15 protein-coding genes are annotated in these 19,899 nt (G+C 55.7%); 2 read left to right on the top strand and 13 right to left on the bottom strand.

The genetic code is table 11. From position 1 onward, the window contains the following. Positions 1-8 precede the first annotated feature (8 nt). A complete protein-coding gene (apaH, locus tag FS690_RS09015) occupies positions 9-878 on the top strand; it encodes a bis(5'-nucleosyl)-tetraphosphatase (symmetrical) ApaH (protein WP_145339452.1) in 870 nt (289 codons plus the stop codon). A gap of 69 nt (positions 879-947) precedes the next feature. Here apaH and folA read toward each other — a convergent pair whose 3' ends face one another. The 10 genes from folA to ribF all read right to left on the bottom strand — a co-directional run bounded on the left by folA (position 948) and on the right by ribF (position 14,719). Next, a complete protein-coding gene (gene folA / locus FS690_RS09010) occupies positions 948-1,430 on the bottom strand; it encodes a type 3 dihydrofolate reductase (protein ID WP_145339450.1) in 483 nt (160 codons plus the stop codon). 270 nt (positions 1,431-1,700) lie between these two features. Continuing rightward, positions 1,701-2,843: a porin gene (locus tag FS690_RS09005; RefSeq protein ID WP_108569984.1), complete on the bottom strand. Its 1,143-nt coding sequence runs from the start codon at positions 2,841-2,843 to the stop codon at positions 1,701-1,703. Between the two features lie 225 nt (positions 2,844-3,068). Next, positions 3,069-6,296: a carbamoyl-phosphate synthase large subunit gene (gene carB, locus FS690_RS09000; protein WP_039382507.1), complete on the bottom strand. Its 3,228-nt coding sequence runs from the start codon at positions 6,294-6,296 to the stop codon at positions 3,069-3,071. A 13-nt stretch (positions 6,297-6,309) separates the two neighbouring features. Then, positions 6,310-7,458, bottom strand: coding sequence for a glutamine-hydrolyzing carbamoyl-phosphate synthase small subunit (gene carA / locus FS690_RS08995; protein ID WP_145339448.1), 1,149 nt, complete (start codon positions 7,456-7,458; stop codon positions 6,310-6,312). A gap of 466 nt (positions 7,459-7,924) precedes the next feature. Beyond that, entirely contained in the window at positions 7,925-8,740 is an 816-nt protein-coding gene (gene dapB, locus FS690_RS08990) for a 4-hydroxy-tetrahydrodipicolinate reductase (protein WP_039382502.1), read from the bottom strand. 222 nt (positions 8,741-8,962) lie between these two features. Next, a complete protein-coding gene (gene ispH, locus FS690_RS08985; protein WP_039382499.1) occupies positions 8,963-9,916 on the bottom strand; it encodes a 4-hydroxy-3-methylbut-2-enyl diphosphate reductase in 954 nt (317 codons plus the stop codon). Next, on the bottom strand, positions 9,897-10,367 hold the full coding sequence (fkpB, locus tag FS690_RS08980; RefSeq protein WP_071669088.1) for an FKBP-type peptidyl-prolyl cis-trans isomerase: 471 nt from the start codon (positions 10,365-10,367) through the stop codon (positions 9,897-9,899). The genes ispH and fkpB overlap by 20 nt, the downstream gene beginning before the upstream one ends. A gap of 69 nt (positions 10,368-10,436) precedes the next feature. Continuing rightward, on the bottom strand, positions 10,437-10,934 hold the full coding sequence (gene lspA / locus FS690_RS08975) for a signal peptidase II (protein ID WP_071669089.1): 498 nt from the start codon (positions 10,932-10,934) through the stop codon (positions 10,437-10,439). Next, positions 10,934-13,753 (bottom strand): isoleucine--tRNA ligase, encoded by a 2,820-nt coding sequence (gene ileS, locus FS690_RS08970; protein ID WP_094110720.1) that lies wholly within the window; start codon positions 13,751-13,753, stop codon positions 10,934-10,936. Before ileS ends, lspA begins: the two co-directional genes overlap by 1 nt. 27 nt (positions 13,754-13,780) lie before the next feature. Then, on the bottom strand, positions 13,781-14,719 hold the full coding sequence (gene ribF, locus FS690_RS08965; protein ID WP_145339447.1) for a bifunctional riboflavin kinase/FAD synthetase: 939 nt from the start codon (positions 14,717-14,719) through the stop codon (positions 13,781-13,783). Positions 14,720-15,038: 319 nt separating this feature from the next. Here ribF and rpsT point away from each other — a divergent pair, with 319 nt between their 5' ends. Continuing rightward, positions 15,039-15,302 (top strand): 30S ribosomal protein S20, encoded by a 264-nt coding sequence (gene rpsT, locus FS690_RS08960; protein WP_039382484.1) that lies wholly within the window; start codon positions 15,039-15,041, stop codon positions 15,300-15,302. 106 nt (positions 15,303-15,408) lie between these two features. Here the strand turns inward: rpsT and nhaA are convergent, their stop codons facing one another. The 3 genes from nhaA to dnaK all read right to left on the bottom strand — a co-directional run bounded on the left by nhaA (position 15,409) and on the right by dnaK (position 19,890). Next, complete coding sequence (gene nhaA, locus FS690_RS08955; protein ID WP_104085553.1) at positions 15,409-16,587, bottom strand: Na+/H+ antiporter NhaA; 1,179 nt, start codon at positions 16,585-16,587, stop codon at positions 15,409-15,411. Between the two features lie 150 nt (positions 16,588-16,737). Next, positions 16,738-17,877: a molecular chaperone DnaJ gene (gene dnaJ, locus FS690_RS08950; RefSeq protein WP_071669092.1), complete on the bottom strand. Its 1,140-nt coding sequence runs from the start codon at positions 17,875-17,877 to the stop codon at positions 16,738-16,740. A 102-nt stretch (positions 17,878-17,979) separates the two neighbouring features. Continuing rightward, on the bottom strand, positions 17,980-19,890 hold the full coding sequence (dnaK, locus tag FS690_RS08945; protein WP_039382477.1) for a molecular chaperone DnaK: 1,911 nt from the start codon (positions 19,888-19,890) through the stop codon (positions 17,980-17,982). Positions 19,891-19,899 lie beyond the last annotated feature (9 nt).

Here is a 19,899-nt window from a genome sequence, read left to right as displayed (position 1 = left end):
CTGATATCATGAGTACATATCTGATTGGCGATATCCACGGCTGTTACGATGAGCTGCGCGCGCTGCTGGCGCAGGTAAGCTTTGATCCGCAGCAGGATGAACTCTGGCTGACCGGCGACCTTGTGGCGCGCGGTCCTGGTTCACTTGATGTGCTGCGCTACGTAAAATCACTGGGTGACAGCGTACGCATGGTGCTGGGTAATCATGACCTGCACCTGCTGGCGGTTTTCGCCGGGATCAGCCGTAATAAACCGAAAGATCGCCTGACGCCGCTGCTGGAGGCGGACGATGCTGATGCGCTGATCAACTGGCTGCGGCGCCAGCCGCTGCTGCAGGTTGATGAAGAGAAAAAGCTCGTCATGGCGCATGCCGGCATTACCCCGCAGTGGGATCTCGCGACGGCAAAAGCATGCGCGCGTGAAGTAGAAGCGGTGCTCTCCAGCGACAGCTATCCGTTGTTTCTGGATGCGATGTATGGCGATATGCCCAACAACTGGACGCCGGAACTGAGTGGCCTGGCGCGCCTGCGATTCAGTACGAATGCCCTGACGCGCATGCGTTTCTGCTTCCCCAACGGCCAGCTGGATATGATCTGCAAAGAGGCGCCCGACTCCGCCCCACCGCCGCTGCGGCCCTGGTTCAACGTGCCGGGTAAAATGGGCAGTGACTACACGCAGATTTTCGGCCACTGGGCCTCCCTTGAAGGCAAAAGCACTCCCGATCACGTTATTGGTCTGGATACCGGCTGCTGCTGGGGCGGCACGCTGACGCTGCTGCACTGGGAAACACAGCAATACTATGTACAGCGCTCCCGGCGTGAAGCCGCACTGGCCGCTGAAGGCGCCGCCGCGACTCCTCCGCTAAACAACACGCCATAAAAAAAGCCCCGCGATGTCAGCGGGGCTTTTGCGCAGGGCGCGCATTTATGCACGCCAGGCAGGGATCAATTAACGACGCCGATCCAGGATCTCAAAGCAGTAGCTGTGCGAATTTTGCGCATCCGCATCGTGGAACTCGCTGAACGTCGACTGCCACTCATCTGGCTCGTAATCAGGGAATTGCGTATCCCCTTCCACTTCAGCATCAATATGCGTCAGGTAAAGACGATCGGCGCGGGGCAGCATCTGCTCATAGATACGCCCGCCGCCAATCACCATAATCTCTTCTGCGTCACCGGCTACCTCGATTGCCGCTTCCGGTGAAGTGACCCAGGTCACCCCCTCGTGCGTACCGGGCTGGCTGCTGACCACAATATTGAGCCGGCCTGGCAGCGGACGGCCAATCGATTCAAAGGTCAGACGCCCCATGATCACCGGTTTATTCAGCGTAGTACGTTTGAACCAGGCGAGATCGGCGGGTAAGTGCCACGGCATGGCGTTTTCCATACCAATAATGCGATCCGCAGCCAGTGCTGCGATCAGACTAATCATGATTTAAAACCTGCTGGAAAAAATTGGCGCAATGATACGTAAAGGCGAAAGTTTCGTCGATAGGCCAGCCGTGCTATTTGCGTAAAGCTCTTTTTGCCGCCAGATTCAGGCTGCCGGGCAGAGCTTTACACCGACTTTACTGCGATTAACGGAGAGAGCCGCCATAATCGCCTGCGCAGCTGGCACAAATCAGCGGCATTAGCGGCAGGTTTTCAGAAAGAGTGTAAAGAAAAGCGCACTGAGCGGCTCCACGCGGAGCCGCTGCAGTCATCAGAAGTCGTAACGCAGACGGACCAGGTTCACGTTGCCCAGCGCCTTGCTGGTATCGGAGGTGATGACATATTCATAATCAACGCGGAAGCCGTAGTCGAGCTGCGCACTGATGCCCACGCCATTATCGATACGCTTATAGTGGCGTCCGTTGACGAAGTCCAGGCGATCGCCCATCACGTAAGGCTGCAGGGTTTTCACCGCATACTGGCCTACAGCAAATTTATAACCGGCAAAATATTCGATGCCCCAGGCGTCATCCGCAAAGTAGTTTGTTGCGCTTTTCAGGCGGGTTGGCGCAAAGTTCTGATACCAGCCGGCGCCTGCCGCCAGCGTCCAGCTATCCGGCGTCCAGCTGACCGAGGTGCCCCAGATATTCTGATCGTAGCGCTCGCTGTCGCCATTGCCCGGATTGCGTACGGTGGCACGGGTATAATTCCACGCGGTTCCCCACGCCAGTTCATCGCTGATGTGATAGTTGACACCCAGCGATCCGCCGCCGTTGCGCTTGTAGCGCAGGCCGTTACCCGGCAGGTATTCGGTATCCTCAAAGAGATAAGAGGCGTACAGATCGGCGGCGCCGGCACGGGTTTTATACTTCAGCATTTTGCGCGAGCGATAGCTGCCGTCGTAATCGCCGTTGATCCCGACGCCGGAACCCTGGGCCAGCATATCGTAATCCCAGATATCGGTTTTTGCGCCAACTACATCGTAATAGACGCTGTTTTGCTGACCAAAATAGAGTTCGCCGAGGCTGGCACTTTTAAAACCGGTATAGAGCTGACGACGTGAGGTATCGCGTGCGCCGCTGGCATAGTGATGGTCCCAGCCCCACCACGCCGGGAAGTTAACGCCCAGCTCATAGTAGCCTACCCAGCTCAGATCTTCTGCGATCGCGTAGTCTGCGCCAAAGCGAAAGCGCGAGCCACCATCGTAGCCGTTACGCTTATAGGATGTGTCATTTACGCCATTCTGATGCATAAACTGCGGGCGAATGCTGCCGCCCACTTTAAAGCCAAGGCGATCGAACGCATTGTTCGCCTGAGGATCCTGCTTCAGCAGAGTAATTTCAGCCTGGCTGGCGAGCGGCGCAGCCATAAGTAACGCAGCCACTGCGCTAAGAGTCAAAGCACGCATGTTCATTTTATATTTTCCGGTGAAGGTAAAGGCTCTATGGTTGAGCGCGCCAGATAGTAAGGTGCCCTCACCGGATCGCGGGTTATAAATTTGTGCGAAAAATCTTAAAAAGTTATTTAGCAGCACCAATAGCTAAAAGTTAAGCCAAATCAGCAGGTTTGCTATAGCTACTCTGTTTCAGGCAAAAAAAACGGCCCCATACGGGGCCGCTGTCTCTTACGGACGCTGCGCTTATTTGCCTTTCAGCTGCGCATGCATCTCCTGTACTGAAGTCACTTTCTCAGTGGGATCCGCATTCAGGGCCATCGCCGTCGCGAAGCCGCCGTTCAGCGTGGTGTCATAATGCACTTTATACTGCAGCGCGCTGCGGCGAATCAGCTTAGAGTCTTCAATCGCCTGACGTCCCGCCGTGGTGTTAACAATATAGGTGTATTCACCGTTCTTCAGGCGATCCTGAATATGCGGGCGTCCCTCATGCACCTTATTGACCAGGCGTGGATTGATACCGGCTTCACCCAGCACCACCGCCGTACCGTGGGTAGCGTCCAGCTCAAAGCCAAACTTCTGCAGCTTCGCCGCCAGATCGACGATGCGCTTTTTATCGCCTTCACGCACCGAGAGCAGCGCACGACCGCTTTTCTTCATGTTGCTCTGCGCGCCCAGCATCGCTTTACCGAAGGCTTCAGCAAAGGTACGGCCGACGCCCATCACCTCACCGGTGGAGCGCATTTCCGGTCCCAGAATCGGATCGACGCCCGGGAATTTATTGAACGGCAGCACCACCTCTTTCACCGAGTAGTAAGGCGGAATGACCTCTTCCGTCACGCCCTGCTCCAGCAGGGTTTTGCCCGCCATGACGCGAGCCGCCACTTTGGCCAGCGGTACGCCGGTAGCCTTGGAGACAAATGGAACGGTACGTGCCGCACGCGGATTCACCTCAATCAGGTAAACCTCGTTATCTTTGACCGCAAACTGCACGTTCATCAGACCGCGTACGTTAAGTTCAAACGCCAGCTTCTCAACCTGCTGACGCATCACGTTCTGGATCTCGCTGCTCAGCGTATAGGCCGGCAGGGAACAGGCTGAGTCACCGGAGTGAACACCCGCCTGCTCAATATGTTCCATGATGCCGCCAATCAGCACCCGCTCGCCGTCGCAGATGGCATCCACATCGACTTCCACCGCATCATCCAGGAAGCGATCCAGCAGTACTGGCGCATCGTTAGAGACGGATACCGCGGTCTGGAAATAGCGCTTAAGATCCACTTCGTCATAGACGATTTCCATCGCACGGCCGCCCAGTACATAGGAAGGACGTACCACCAGCGGATAACCGATACCGGCAGCTTTCTCTACCGCCTGCTCCAGCGTGGCAACCGTGGCGTTAGCCGGCTGTTTCAGTTTCAGACGATCCACCGCCTGCTGGAAACGCTCGCGGTCTTCAGCGCGGTCAATCGCGTCCGGGCTGGTACCGATAACCGGTACACCGGCCGCTTCCAGCGCACGCGCCAGTTTCAGCGGCGTCTGGCCACCATACTGCACGATAACGCCTTTTGGCTGCTCAATCCGTACAATCTCCAGCACATCTTCCAGCGTAACCGGCTCAAAGTAGAGGCGATCGGAGGTGTCATAATCGGTTGAGACCGTTTCCGGGTTGCAGTTAACCATGATGGTTTCATAACCATCTTCACGCAGCGCCAGCGACGCGTGGACGCAGCAGTAGTCAAACTCAATACCCTGCCCGATACGGTTTGGTCCGCCGCCCAGCACCATGATTTTGTCACGATCCTGATTCGGGTTCGCTTCGCACTCCTCCTCATAGGTGGAATACATATAGGCGGTATCGGTCGAGAACTCAGCGGCACAGGTATCCACCCGCTTATAGACCGGATGCAGATTGTACTGCTGACGCAGCTTACGGATTTCGCTTTCTGCCACACCCGCCAGCGCTGCCAGACGCGCATCAGCAAAACCTTTACGCTTCAGCGCGCGCAGGAAGCCGGCATCCAGCGCGTTAACGCCTTCACGTGCAACCTGCTCTTCCAGCCGCACCAGCTCTTCAATCTGTACCAGGAACCAGCGATCGATGTTGGTGAGATTAAATACGCCATCCACCGACATACCGGCACGAAACGCGTCAGCAACATACCAGATGCGATCCGAGCCGGCGTCTTTCAGTTCGCGGCGGATACGGGTCAGCGCGTCGGCGTCATCCAGATCCACTTTTGGATCGAAGCCGTTAGCGCCGACTTCAAGGCCGCGCAGCGCTTTCTGCATCGACTCCTGGAAGGTACGGCCAATCGCCATCACTTCACCCACTGATTTCATCTGTGTAGTGAGGCGATCGTTGGCGCCCGCAAACTTCTCAAAGTTAAAGCGCGGGATCTTAGTCACGACATAGTCGATAGAGGGCTCAAACGACGCCGGCGTGCGACCGCCAGTGATATCGTTCATCAGTTCATCGAGCGTAAAGCCCACCGCCAGCTTAGCCGCGACTTTAGCAATCGGGAACCCGGTGGCTTTGGACGCCAGCGCGGAGGAGCGCGATACGCGCGGGTTCATTTCGATTACGATCAGACGACCATCTTTCGGATTTACGGAGAACTGAACGTTAGAGCCGCCGGTTTCCACACCAATCTCACGCAGCACCGCCAGCGAGGCGTTACGCATGATTTGGTACTCTTTATCCGTCAGCGTCTGCGCTGGCGCCACGGTGATAGAGTCGCCGGTGTGAATGCCCATGGCGTCGAAGTTTTCAATTGAACAGACGATGATGCAGTTATCATTTTTATCGCGCACCACCTCCATCTCATACTCTTTCCAGCCAATCAGCGATTCATCAATCAGCAGCTCGTTGGTCGGAGAGAGGTCGAGGCCGCGCTCACAGATCTCTTCAAACTCTTCGCGGTTGTAAGCGATACCGCCGCCGGTGCCGCCCATGGTAAAGGAGGGACGAATAATGCACGGGAAACCGACCTCCTCCGCGACCTTCAGCGCCTCTTCCATCGTGTGGGCGATACCCGAACGGGCGGTATCGAGACCGATGCTTTTCATCGCCACGTCAAAGCGACGGCGATCTTCAGCTTTATCGATAGCGTCAGCCGTGGCGCCAATCATGGTCACGCCAAACTCTTCCAGCACGCCCTGGCGCTCCAGCTCCAGCGCACAGTTCAGCGCGGTCTGCCCGCCCATGGTAGGCAGTACTGCATCCGGGCGCTCTTTTTCGATGATTTTTCGCACCACTTCCCAGTGGATTGGCTCAATATAGGTCGCGTCAGCCATTTCCGGGTCGGTCATGATGGTCGCCGGATTGGAGTTAACCAGAATGACGCGATAGCCCTCTTCACGCAGCGCTTTACACGCCTGCGCGCCCGAGTAGTCAAATTCACACGCCTGACCGATAACGATCGGGCCAGCGCCAAGGATCAGGATAGATTTTATGTCAGTACGTTTTGGCATCGGAGGCTCCTGATTACTTCGCGTTTGAACGGTAGGCTTCAATCAGTTCGATAAAGTGATCGAACAGCGGCGCCGCATCGTGCGGGCCAGGACTCGCTTCCGGATGTCCCTGGAAGCTGAAAGCGGGTTTATCGGTACGATGAATACCCTGCACGGTCTGGTCAAACAGCGACACATGCGTCACACGCAGATTGGCCGGTATCTGGCTCTCATCGACGGCGAAACCGTGGTTCTGTGCGGTGATCATCACAGTATTATTATCGAGATCTTTTACCGGATGGTTGCCGCCGTGGTGACCCAGCTTCATTTTGACGGTTTTTGCACCGCTGGCCAGCGCCAGCAGCTGATGCCCCAGGCAGATACCAAATACCGGAATTTCTGTCTCCAGAAACGCCTGAATCGCGCGGATAGCGTAGTCACACGGCTCCGGATCGCCCGGGCCATTGGAGAGGAAGATGCCGTCCGGATTGAGTGCCAGCACCTCTTCTGCTGGCGTCTGCGCCGGCACCACCGTCAGGCGGCAGCCGCGATCCACCAGCATACGCAGAATATTGCGCTTGGCGCCGTAGTCATAGGCGACCACGTGATACGGCAGTGCGTCAGCTGACTGCTGCTCAGGCAGGCCATCCTGCAGCGTCCAGCTTCCCTGCTGCCACGTGTAAGTCTCCGTGGTAGCCACTTCTTTCGCCAGATCCATACCTTTCAGCCCCGGGAACGCCTGCGCTTTCTGCAGCGCCAGCGCGGCATCCGGCGCGTCACCCGCAATGATGCAGCCGTTCAGCGCGCCCTTTTCACGCAGCAGACGCGTCAGCTTACGCGTATCGATATCAGCGATGCCGACAATATTATTGCGCTGTAGCCAGGCAGAAAGGCTCTCTTCACTGCGGAAGTTGCTGGTAATCAGTGGCAGGTCGCGGATCACCAGGCCCTGAGCGTGAATCTGGTTTGATTCATCATCTGAGATATTGACGCCAACGTTGCCGATGTGGGGATAAGTAAGAGTAACAATCTGGCGGGAATAGGAGGGATCAGTAAGGATTTCTTGATAACCGGTCATTGACGTGTTGAAAACGACCTCACCCACTGCCGAACCCGTAGCCCCGATGGCCCGACCGTGGAATTGGGTTCCGTCTTCCAGAACCAAGAGCGCTGACTTAATCAAAACATCCTCCAGGGAATAAACAGTCACAATATATGCATATTAATTCATAATACTGGCCTGAATCAATGTAAAAACCGCCTGACTGCTCGATTTTTGGCAAATTGCGCGCATTCTAATGATCACCTCTGCTGATGTCTACCCGGAAAGGCTATTTTTTTATGTTTTTCGGAGGCTATAACTAAAATATAGTGCAAACAGGGCAAAAGCAGCATCTTAATAGGGTAATTAATCGGTTGCCTGACAACAATAACCGCCGAATAAGCGGAGCTACGCAAAATATTTGACCAAATGGTCAAATTTAATCTTAGCAGCTGAGAAAAAGATGAGTTAACTTGCAAATAAACCCATTACGAAGATATTTTATGGCGAAGAGGTTATTTTGACAAAAATAAAGGGCAATAAAAATATTGCCCTGCCAATCAATGGACTAGCGACTGAAAAACCACATCACGATGGCTCACAACAATCAATTTTTTGCTAAATTAAGCACATCACGCATGTCATAAAGACCATTTTTTCGCAACTCAACCCAGACTGCAGCCCGGACGGCACCTTTTGCAAAGGTCATCCGGCTTGAGGCCTTGTGGCTAATCTCTATCCGTTCGCCGATATCAGCAAACAGAGCAGTATGCTCACCAATGATGTCGCCGGCGCGCACCGTGGCAAAACCGATAGTGTGAGGTTTGCGCTCACCGGTATGGCCTTCACGCGCGTAAACCGCATGATCCTCCAGCTTCCACTCCATGGCGTCCGCAATGGCTTCACCCATTGCCAGCGCGGTTCCTGAGGGCGCATCAACTTTATGGCGATGGTGCGCCTCAACGATCTCAATATCCGCATACTCCCCCATCACTGAGGCCGCCTGCTGCAGCAGATTCAGCATCAGGTTGACGCCAACGCTGAAGTTGGCAGCAAACACGATGCCGATCTCCTCTGCCGCTGCACGAATTGCGGCTTTTCCGGCGTCATCAAAACCGGTTGTGCCAATCACCATCGCCTTTTGATGCTGGCGGCAAAAGGCCAGATACTCCAGCGTGCCTTCCGGACGCGTGAAGTCGATTAGCACATCGAAATCGTCCACCACCTTTAGCAAATCATCGGTGACGGTGACGCCGGTTTTACCGATGCCCGCCAGCTCACCCGCGTCTGTACCCAGCAGTGAAGAGCCGCTGCGCGCCAGCGCAGCGCCCACCGCCACGCCTTCCGCCTGATGCGCGGCCTGAATCAGATTTCGTCCCATGCGGCCCGGCGCACCAACAATAGCTAAGCGGATATCACTCATATTTATTCATTCCTGATACAAAACTATGCATGCAAAGCGTAAACAGGTTAACCATCAGCTAACCGTCACGCCACAATAAAAAAGGGATATAAGAATTTCAGGACAGCGATAAAACATTATCAGTAAAAGCAATCCCGGCGGCTGGTTGTGGCGAGGCACGCAGCCGTACATAAAGAAAAGGCCGAACAATGTCGGCCTGATACGGTAGCAAATGTTAAACGCTTACTGCACGTTGCGCACGTCAACGCGCAGCTCTTTCGGCACTTCGAATACGATATTTTCTTCGCGGCCGATCAGCTCAATGGCTGCTTCACCACCGAGTTCGCGCAGGCGCTGGATCACCTGCTGTACCAGAATATCGGGCGCAGAAGCACCTGCCGTCACGCCAATACACTCTACGCCGGTTACCCACTCTTCCTGAATATCATCCGCGGAGTCGATAAGCTTCGCCAGCTTGCCTGCGCGCTGCGCCAGCTCAGCCAGCCGGTTAGAGTTGGAGGAGTTTTTTGAGCCGACCACCAGCACCACTTCAGCATCCTGTGCCAGCACGCGCACCGCTTCCTGCCGGTTAGTGGTGGCATAGCAGATGTCATCTTTGCGCGGGCCGATAATGGCCGGGAAGCGCTGACGTAAGGCGTCAATGACGTCAGAGGTGTCATCAACTGACAAGGTAGTCTGCGTCATAAAACAGAGGTTGTTCTCATCTTTGACGGTCAGCTTAAACACATCTTCCGGTGATTCCACCAGATACATGCCGCCATTGGGGTTGCTGTATTGCCCCATGGTGCCTTCCACTTCAGGATGACCGGCGTGACCAATCAGGATCGCCTCCACCCCTTTACGGCTGGCACGCGCCACTTCCATATGGACTTTCGTTACCAGCGGACAGGTGGCATCAAACAGCATGGTCAGATCGCGTGCTTTCGCTTCAGCGCGTACCGCCTGCGACACACCGTGCGCTGAGAAGATCAGAATGGCGCCATCCGGCACTTCACCGATCTCTTCGATAAAGATCGCGCCACGCTCGCGCAGGCTGCTCACTACATAACGGTTGTGCACCACTTCGTGACGCACGTAGATTGGCGCGCCATACATCTCCAGCGCCCGCTCAACGATGCTGATAGCGCGATCCACACCGGCGCAGAAACCGCGCGGGTTAGCTAACAGGATTTGCATTGTTATCCTCCAGCGCCGGGTCGATCTCGAGGACTTCAATATCAAACCGGACAGGCTGCCCCGCCAGCGGATGATTAAAATCCACGGTGATTGAGTCACCGGAAATTTCGCGGATTACGCCAGGCATCTCGCTGCCGCCCATGCCGCTGAACAGCATGATTGCGCCGATTTCCGGCTCGCCCGCGTCGATAAAGTCGCGACGCGAAAAGTACTGGATCAGATCCGGGCTGCTGGCGCCAAACGCATCTTCCGGCACCAGGGTAAAGGCGAGCTGATCGCCCGCTTTGCGCCCCAGCAGCTCGCGCTCCAGCGCCGCCGACAGGCTGCCGTCACCCAGACGGAACAGCGCAGGCTTGCCGTTAGCACGGGTGGATTCGGCAGTAGAGCCATCCTCCAGCTTGAGCGTGAAATGCACCAGCAGCGCGCTATCGGGCTGAACTGTCTCTGTCATCGGTTACCCTTACTCTCTTTTTCATCATGCCTGCGCCTGCAGCCGTGACCGGCATGCAGGCAGCAGACGTCAGGATGTTGCTTTTTTGCCGCTGGGGCTGAAGAACCCCTCAAGCACCACCAGCGCCGCGCCGATGCAGATGCCGCAGTCAGCGATATTGAACGTGGCGAAGTGCCAGTTACCGACATAAAAGTCGATAAAGTCGACGACAAAACCGTGCCAGGCGCGATCGAACAGGTTGCCAAGCGCCCCGCCAACAATCAGCGCATACGCAATATTGCTGAGCCTGTTGCTGGCGCGGTTGCGATACATCATCACCAGCAGCGCGACCACAATGGCAATGGCAATACCGGCAAAGAACCAGCGCTGCCAGCCACCTTTGTCTGCCAGGAAGCTGAACGCGGCGCCATAGTTATGCGCATAGAACAGGTTCAGAAACGGCATCAGCGGCTGCGTTTCATGCAGCATCATATTGTTCATGACCCACACTTTGCTGGCCATATCGATACCAATGACGACCAGCACCAGCCAGATCCAGCGCAGTCCGGTAGAACTGAGTTTAGTCATCAGGCAAATTTCCGTACTTCACCGTCACCGGCTACGTTTGAGTAACAGCGTCCGCACACGTCGGCGTGCTCCGGATTCTGGCCTATGTCGGTAGTATAGTGCCAGCAGCGCGGGCACTTCTCGCCTTCTGCTTTATGCAGAACGATTTTCAGCCCTTTCAGCAGGTCGCTCTGCTGCGCCTCATCGCTCGCCGTTGCGTAATCGGCTACCGTCGCGCCGGAGGTCAGCAGCACAAAACGCAGCTCGTCGCCAAGCGCCTGCAGCTTCGCACCCAGTTCCGGTTCCGCGTAAAGCGTGACCGTCGCTTCCAGCGCGCCACCGATGCGCTTGTCGCTGCGCGCCTGCTCGATCGCTTTGTTGACTTCGCCGCGGACTTTCAGCAGATCGGCCCAGAACGCATCGTTCATCGGCTCATCCGCCGCAAGACCGAACAGATTGTCATACCACTCTTCAGTGAAGACATACTGCGCGCGTTCGCCCGGCAGGTGACCCCAGATCTCATCAGCGGTAAAGGACATGACAGGTGCCATCCAGCGCACCAGCGCCTCCACAATGTGCCACAGCGCGGTCTGGCAGCTGCGACGCGCCAGGCTGTCGCCCTTCGCGGTGTACTGGCGATCTTTAATCACATCCAGGTAGAACGACCCCATCTCAATGGAGCAGAAGTGCATCAGACGCTGCACCACTTCATGGAAGTCGTAGTTTTCATAGGAGGCAACGATATCCTGCTGTGCAGCCAGCGCACGTCCTACCGCCCAGCGATCGACCACCACCATCTCTTCCGGCGTAACGCAGTCAGTAGCCGGATTAAAGCCCGCCAGGTTAGCCAGCAGGAAGCGTGCGGTGTTACGAATACGGCGATAGCTGTCGGCAGCGCGTTTCAGGATCTCATCCGATACCGCCATTTCGCCGGAGTAGTCGGTAGAGGCGACCCACAGACGCAGAATGTCCGCGCCAAGCTTATCCATCACATCCTGCGGCGCTACCGTGTTGCCGATCGACTTCGACATCTTGCGACCCTGACCATCCACGGTAAACCCGTGCGTCAGAACCTGACGATAAGGCGCTTTGCCTTTCATCGCCGTAGAGATCATCAGCGAGGACATAAACCAGCCGCGATGCTGATCGGAGCCTTCCAGATACATATCCGGCGCGTGTCCCTCAAACTCCGGACGCGCATCGACTACCGAGAAGCTGGTTGATCCCGAGTCAAACCATACATCCAGCGTATCCGGCACTTTCACGTACAGATCGGCGTCGTCACCCATCAGTTCGCGCGGATCGAGATCCCACCACGCCTGAATGCCATCCTGCTCCACGCGCTGCGCAACTTTCTCCATCAGCTCCAGCGTGTCAGGGTGCAGCTGCTCACTCTCTTTATGCACAAACAGCGCCATGGGCACGCCCCAGGTACGCTGACGCGAGATGCACCAGTCAGGACGGTTGGCAACCATCGCTTCGATACGCGCCTGACCCCAGTCCGGGATCCACTGCACGCCTTTAATCTCTTTCAGCGACTGCGCGCGCAGCCCCTGCTGATCCATGCTGATAAACCACTGCGGCGTCGCCCGGAAGATGATTGGCGTTTTGTGACGCCAGCAGTGTGGGTAGCTGTGCAGCAGTTTCTCCACGTGGAGCAGCGCGCCCTTCTCTTTCAGCAGCTCAACAATCATGTCGTTAGCTTTGAAGACATTAACGCCATCAAGCGACGGATAAGTGCCCGGCAGATAGGTACCATCTGGTGCCACCGGGTTAGCGGTCTCGATGCCATACTTCTGACCGATTACGTAGTCATCCGGGCCGTGTCCAGGCGCGGTATGCACCGCACCGGTACCCGCTTCCAGCGTAACGTGCTCACCCAGCACCACTTTCGACTGAACCTGCGTCAGGAACGGATGCTGAAACAGCTGCAGCTCCAGCGCTGCCCCCTGGCATTCACCCAGCACCTGCCACTCGCTGATGCCGGCGCGCTTCATCACGCTCTCCACCAGATCTTTAGCGAGGATCAGGCTGCGGCCCTCAATCTGGACCAGCTGGTACTCAAATTCAGGATGCAGGGAGATCGCGCGGTTGGCGGGCATGGTCCACGGCGTGGTGGTCCAGATCACCAGTGAAACCGGCCCCTCTGAGGCGCTGACGCCAAAGGCTGACCGCACCGCGTCGGCATCCAGCGCGTTGAACATCACGTCGATAGACGGCGAGGTTTTGTCGTAATACTCAACTTCCGCTTCCGCCAGCGCTGAACGGCAATCCATACACCAGTGCACCGGCTTCGCGCCTTTATGCAAATGGCCGTTACCGATGATTTTGCCCAGTGCACGGATGATGTTGGCTTCGGTCGTGAAGTTCATGGTCAGATAGGGACGATCCCAGTCGCCCAGCACGCCAAGCCGGATAAAATCTTTTTTCTGCCCTTCTACCTGCTCAGCGGCATAGCTGCGGCAGGCGGCACGAAACTCTGCCGCGCTGACTTTCTCGCCCGGCTTGCCAATCATCTGCTCAACTTTGTGCTCGATCGGTAAGCCGTGACAGTCCCAGCCCGGAACATAGGGTGAGTCGTACCCTGCCATGCCTTTCGACTTGACAATAATGTCTTTCAGAATCTTGTTAACAGAGTGACCAATATGAATATTGCCGTTTGCGTACGGAGGACCATCATGCAGGATGAAGGTTTTTTTCCCTTTTTTGGCGGCGCGGATGATGCCGTAGAGATTGTCATCGTACCAGCGCTGCAGCATGCCCGGTTCGCGTTTGGCCAGATCGCCACGCATCGGGAACCCCGTTTCCGGCAAATTCAGGGTAGATTTATAGTCACTCATCAGATTCTCGATTCCGTCTGTCGGTCATTAAACCGGTGTTTGTAGCCCAAAGAATTGGCGGGCTGTCACCACATCTTTTGCAATTTGTTCTTTCAGCGCATCCAGCGAGGAAAAGCGCTGTTCGTCGCGGATCTTCTGTTTCAGCACCACCTCAATATGGCGGCCATAGAGATCCATATGTGTGTCGAGCAGATGAACTTCAAGCTGCTGACGTAAACCTTTTACCGTCGGGCGGGTACCGATGTTGGCGACGCCTGGCACCGGCTCTGCGGTCAGACCCAGCACTTCCACGGCAAACACGCCCTTAACCGGCGTGACCGCGCGACGCAGCGGCAGATTAGCGGTCGGAAAACCTATGGTACGGCCCAGTGCATCACCGTGCACCACGCGGCCTGAAATGCTGAAGGAATGGCCAAGCAGCTGCTGCGCCTGCGCAAAATCATCCTGCGCCAGCGCCTGCCGGACAGCCGTACTGCTGATGCGCTTACCGCTGTCGCAGAAGGTCTGGGTGCTGATGACCTCAAAGCCATACTCTGCACCCGCTTTCTGTAATAACAGGAAATCCCCTTCGCGACCAGCGCCGAAGCGGAAATCATCGCCTACCGCCAGAAAACGCACGTCGAGTTTTTCCACCAGCAGCTCGCTGATAAAACGCTGAGCCGGATAGGCTGCAAACTGACGATCAAACCGGATACAGAGCACGGCGTCGACGCCAGCGCGCTGCAGCCAGCGCAGTTTTTCACGCAGCCGCGTCAGACGGGCCGGTGCTTTTTCACCCGCAAACAGCTCCAGCGGCTGCGGTTCAAACAGCATCACCACCACCGGCAGATTGCGCTTACGGCCCTCTGCAATCAGCTGCGCCATCAGCGCCTGATGACCGCGATGCACACCATCGAAATTACCAATGGTCAGAACGCAGCCGCGATGCTGCTGTTTCAGATTATAAATACCGCGGATTAACTTCATGGCTGACTCAAACCGGTGGAAATCGGCGGATTATACCCTTGAATAGCGCTGAGGTTAACCCGTATACGCGCCTTTCCTGTGCTGAAGCGCCCTCTGGCCCGTCGTCGGGCAACAAATCACCGCACCTGCTGAAGAAATTGTTGCGAAATACTGTATTCAGAGCGGGGTTGCTGGTAGAATCTTGCGCCATCAATTACGTAAGCGGGTGTCGTGGTTAAAACGACGCTTATTTGCACAAATCCATTGACAAAAGAAGGCGCAAAAGGCATAGTCCTCGGCCTTTGATTTGTCCATATAGAACACATTTGGGAGTTGGACCTTGGCTAATATCAAATCAGCTAAGAAACGCGCCGTAACATCTGAGAAACGTCGCAAGCATAACGCGAGCAACCGTTCTATGATGCGTACTTTCATCAAGAAAGTATACGCGGCTATCGCAACCGGCGACAAAGCTGCTGCGCAGAACGCATTCAACGAAATGCAACCAATCGTGGACCGTCAGGCTGCTAAAGGTCTGATCCACAAAAACAAAGCTGCACGCCATAAAGCAAACCTGGTGGCTCAGATCAACAAACTGGCTTAATCGCCTGTCTGTTTATCGCTTTGTAGAAAGAACCGGCTTATAGCCGGTTTTTTTATGCCTGTCGTTTGCCGGCAGCGTAAAAAGGAGGCTGACGCCTCCTCTCCGGTTAACGCAGCTTAACGCGCAATAGCGTATAGCCAATCACCGCTGACAGCAGCGAGCCGCTAAGAATACCCAGTTTCGAGAACGTCACCAGCTCTTCATGCGCGGCGTCAAAGGCCAGCGAACTGATAAAGATAGACATGGTAAAGCCGATACCGCACAGCACGCCTATGGCCATGATATCGCGTATCGTGGTTCCGCCCGGCAGCGCCGCCAGACGCAGCTTCACGGCCAGCCAGCAGAACAGCGTAATACCCAGCGGTTTACCAATCAGTAACCCGAGGATAATCCCCAGCGGCTCTGGTGAGAACACATCACCAAAGGTGATACCACTCAGTGAAATCCCGGCGTTAGCAAACGCGAACAGCGGCAGAATCAGCCAGTTCACCCACGGCATCAGACCGTGCGCCAGATGCTCTGCCGGTGAATGCCCCTCTTTCTCCTCCAGCGGTACAAAGAAGCCGACTACCACGCCTGCCAGCGTGGCGTGCACGCCTGATTTCAGCACCGCGGTCCAGAGCACAATTCCGACCAGCATATAGACGGCGATATTCCGCACGCCACAGCGGTTAAGTATGGCCAGCACCACAATCGCCGCTGCCGCCACGCTGAGCGACAGCACAGAGAGATCGCTGGTGTAGAAGAGTGCGATAATCACAATCGCGCCGAGATCGTCGATGATGGCCAGCGCCATCAGGAACACCTTCAGCGCCACGGGAACACGACTGCCAAGCAGTGCCAGCACGCCCAGAGCAAATGCGATATCGGTCGCGGTCGGGATCGCCCAGCCGTTGCGCGCAATCTCATTGTCATGATTGAAAAACAGGAAAATCAGCGCCGGCGCAACCATACCGCCGAGGGCAGCAATGACCGGAAAAATCGCGCGATCGCGACTGGCCAGCTCGCCGCTGATTAATTCGCGTTTCACTTCCAGACCGATCAGCAGAAAGAACAGCGCCATCAGCGCATCGTTGATCCACAGCAGCAGGTTCTTGCTGATATCGAGTGCGCCAAAGCGGATCTGCACCGGCTCAGCGAGAAAGCTCTGATAGCCAGCGGCTGTCTCTGCACTGTTTGCCAGAATCATGGCCGCGACCGCAGCGAGAATTAATACCATGCCGTTGCTGGCATCACTTTCTATAAAGCTTTTCAGCAACGTTTTGATTGAGCGGGGCTTATTCACTACTCCTCCTGAGCAAAGACAATTTGTTAAGGAGTGTAACCGCGTTAACCCTGCGATAAAAGCCGCTTACCGCGTCTTTACGCCAGTTTAAAATCAATAAAAAAGCGGAGAGTCACCTCTCCGCTCTTAGTCTGTAACCCTGGCGCTGAATCAGCGCGTCAGGTCATCAAAGAACTTCTTCACGCCATCAAAGAAGCTTTTTGAACGCGGGCTGTTCTTTTCACCGCTCGGTCCACCAAAGCTCTCTTCCAGCTCGCGCAGCAGCGCTTTCTGCTTATCGTTCAGGCTGACCGGTGTTTCCACCACCACGCGGCACAGCAGGTCGCCAACGGCGCCACCGCGCACTGATTTCACGCCTTTACCACGCATGCGGAACAGCTTGCCGGTCTGGGTCTCCGCAGGCACCTTCAGCTTCACGCGGCCGTCCAGCGTCGGCACTTCAATCTCTCCGCCCAGCGCCGCCATCGCAAAGTTGATCGGCACTTCGCAGTAGAGGTTATTCTCTTCGCGCTCAAAGATAGGGTGCTTCTTCACCGATACCTGAACGTAGAGATCGCCCGCCGGTGCGCCATGCTCGCCCGCTTCCCCTTCGCCACTCAGACGAATACGGTCGCCGGTGTCTACCCCCGCCGGAATTTTTACCGACAGCGTTTTCTGACGCTCTACGCGCCCATGACCATGACAGGCGTTGCACGGATCTTTGATGACCGAACCGCGACCGTGACAGGTCGGACACGCCTGCTGTACGGTGAAGAAACCCTGACGCATCTGTACCTGGCCTGCACCGTGGCAGGTCGGACAGGTCTGTGGCTGCGTGCCCGCTTTGGCGCCGCTGCCGTGGCAGACGTCGCACTCTTCCAGTACCGGGATGCGGATCTCTTTGGTCACGCCGCGTACCGCTTCTTCCAGCGTCAGCTCCATGTTGTAGCGTAAATCGGCACCGCGTGATGCACGCTGACGGCGACCGCCGCCAAAGATATCGCCAAATACGTCGCCAAAGATATCGCTGAAGTCTGCGCCGCCACCGCCGAAGCCGCCACCAAAGCCGCCGCCACCGCCACCCTGTTCAAAGGCTGCGTGACCATACTGGTCATAGGCCGCACGCTTCTGAGCATCCGTCAGAATTTCGTACGCTTCCTTCACTTCTTTAAATTTTGCTTCGGCTTCTTTGTCGCCCGGATTACGGTCCGGGTGATATTTCATCGCCAGGCGCTTATAAGCCTTTTTGATTTCACGCTCATCAGCCGATTTTGAGACGCCTAAGATCTCGTAAAAATCACTCTTAGCCATTTTGTTCTGCCCTTAACATAGTTGCACGGGCGTGGAGAAACTCCTACGCCCGTGCTGGTTTCAACGGCTGTCAGGCCAGCCGTCGCGCCCGGTCAGGGGCAATTATTTTTTATCTTTAACTTCTTCGAACTCAGCGTCGACCACGTCATCCTGCTGCTGTGCTGACGCGTCGCCGGCGTCCGCTGCGCCTGCCTGACCCTGCTGCTGTGCCATCTCCATTAGTTTGCCGGAGACTTCCATCAGCGCCTGCATTTTCGCTTCGATAGCCGCTTTGTCTTCGCCTTTCAGCGCGGTATTCAGCTCAGTCAGTGCAGCTTCGATAGGTGCTTTGTCTTCTGCAGAGAGCTTATCGCCCGCTTCATCCAGCTGCTTGCGGGTGCTGTGCGCAATCTGGTCACCCTGGTTGCGCGTCTGTACCAGCTCTTCAAACTTGCGGTCAGATTCAGCGTTCGCTTCCGCGTCACGCACCATTTTTTCGATCTCATCTTCGTTCAGACCAGAAGAGGCTTTAATGGTGATTTTCTGTTCTTTACCGCTGTTTTTATCTTTCGCTGACACATGCAGAATACCATCAGCATCGATGTCAAAGGTGACTTCGATCTGCGGCATACCGCGTGGTGCAGGCTGAATGCCGTCGAGATTAAACTGACCCAGCGATTTGTTATCGCCAGAACGCTTACGCTCACCCTGCAGCACGTGAATGGTCACGGCAGACTGGTTATCTTCAGCAGTAGAGAACACCTGACTGTGTTTGGTCGGGATAGTGGTGTTCTTGCTGATCAGCGCGGTCATTACGCCGCCCATGGTTTCAATACCCAGCGACAGCGGCGTTACGTCCAGCAGCAGAACGTCTTTCACATCACCTGCCAGTACGCCACCCTGAACAGCAGCACCGACCGCTACGGCTTCATCCGGGTTAACATCTTTACGCGGCTCTTTGCCGAAGAACTCGGTCACTTTCGCCTGCACCATTGGCATACGAGTCTGACCACCTACCAGGATGACATCGTTGATGTCAGAGACTGACAGGCCAGCATCCTGCAGCGCAACTTTCAGCGGCTCAATTGAACGGGTTACCAGGTCTTCTACCAGAGATTCCAGTTTCGCACGCGTCACTTTGATGTTCAGGTGCTTAGGACCGGTTGCATCTGCCGTGATATATGGCAGGTTAACGTCGGTCTGCTGCGCAGAAGAGAGTTCAATTTTTGCTTTCTCAGCGGCTTCTTTCAGACGCTGCATCGCCAGCGGATCGTTATGCAGATCGATACCCTGGTCTTTCTTAAACTCGGCTACCAGATAGTTGATCAGGCGGCTATCGAAGTCTTCACCACCCAGGTGGGTATCACCGTTGGTTGCCAGCACTTCAAAGGTTTTTTCGCCATCAACGTCGTCGATCTCAATGATTGAGATATCGAAAGTACCACCACCCAGGTCATAAACCGCGATAGTACGGTTGCCCTGACCTTTGTCCAGACCGTAAGCCAGCGCTGCTGCGGTTGGTTCGTTGATGATACGCTTAACGTCCAGGCCCGCGATACGGCCCGCATCTTTGGTCGCCTGACGCTGTGCGTCATTGAAGTAAGCCGGTACGGTAATAACCGCTTCAGTCACCGCTTCACCGAGGAAATCTTCCGCGGTTTTCTTCATTTTCTTCAGCACTTCAGCAGAGATCTGCGGCGGTGCCATTTTCTGGCCCTTCACGTCCAGCCATGCGTCACCGTTGTCAGAACCGGTGATTTTGTACGGCATGATTTTGATATCACGCTGTACTTCTTCGTCCTGGAAACGACGACCAATTAAACGCTTGATAGCGAACAGGGTGTTCTGCGGGTTGGTCACTGCCTGACGTTTAGCCGGCTGACCTACCAGCGTTTCGCCGTCTGCGGTATACGCAATGATTGACGGCGTGGTGCGATCGCCTTCAGCGTTTTCCAGCACGCGTGCCTTGCCGCCGTCCATGATCGCCACACAAGAGTTGGTTGTACCCAGGTCAATACCAATAATCTTACCCATCTAAACGTC

This window comes from Pantoea sp. PSNIH1 (assembly GCF_007680655.1).
Taxonomy (GTDB): Bacteria; Pseudomonadota; Gammaproteobacteria; order Enterobacterales; family Enterobacteriaceae; genus Pantoea; species Pantoea eucrina.
The sequence above is the reverse complement of the archived record's forward strand: the minus strand, read 5'-3'. Positions and strand labels throughout refer to the sequence as shown.

Excerpts from the sequence above, each read along its gene's own strand:
- apaH (WP_145339452.1), top strand. The coding sequence starts at position 9 with ATGAGTACATATCTGATTGGCGATATCCACGGCTGTTACGATGAGCTG.
- ribF (WP_145339447.1), bottom strand. The coding sequence starts at position 14,719 with ATGAAGTTAATCCGCGGTATTTATAATCTGAAACAGCAGCATCGCGGC.
- dnaK (WP_039382477.1), bottom strand. The coding sequence starts at position 19,890 with ATGGGTAAGATTATTGGTATTGACCTGGGTACAACCAACTCTTGTGTG.
- lspA (WP_071669089.1), bottom strand. The coding sequence starts at position 10,934 with ATGACTAAACTCAGTTCTACCGGACTGCGCTGGATCTGGCTGGTGCTG.
- folA (WP_145339450.1), bottom strand. The coding sequence starts at position 1,430 with ATGATTAGTCTGATCGCAGCACTGGCTGCGGATCGCATTATTGGTATG.
- dnaJ (WP_071669092.1), bottom strand. The coding sequence starts at position 17,877 with ATGGCTAAGAGTGATTTTTACGAGATCTTAGGCGTCTCAAAATCGGCT.
- carB (WP_039382507.1), bottom strand. The coding sequence starts at position 6,296 with ATGCCAAAACGTACTGACATAAAATCTATCCTGATCCTTGGCGCTGGC.
- FS690_RS09005 (WP_108569984.1), bottom strand. The coding sequence starts at position 2,843 with ATGAACATGCGTGCTTTGACTCTTAGCGCAGTGGCTGCGTTACTTATG.
- ileS (WP_094110720.1), bottom strand. The coding sequence starts at position 13,753 with ATGAGTGACTATAAATCTACCCTGAATTTGCCGGAAACGGGGTTCCCG.
- ispH (WP_039382499.1), bottom strand. The coding sequence starts at position 9,916 with ATGCAAATCCTGTTAGCTAACCCGCGCGGTTTCTGCGCCGGTGTGGAT.
- fkpB (WP_071669088.1), bottom strand. The coding sequence starts at position 10,367 with ATGACAGAGACAGTTCAGCCCGATAGCGCGCTGCTGGTGCATTTCACG.
- dapB (WP_039382502.1), bottom strand. The coding sequence starts at position 8,740 with ATGAGTGATATCCGCTTAGCTATTGTTGGTGCGCCGGGCCGCATGGGA.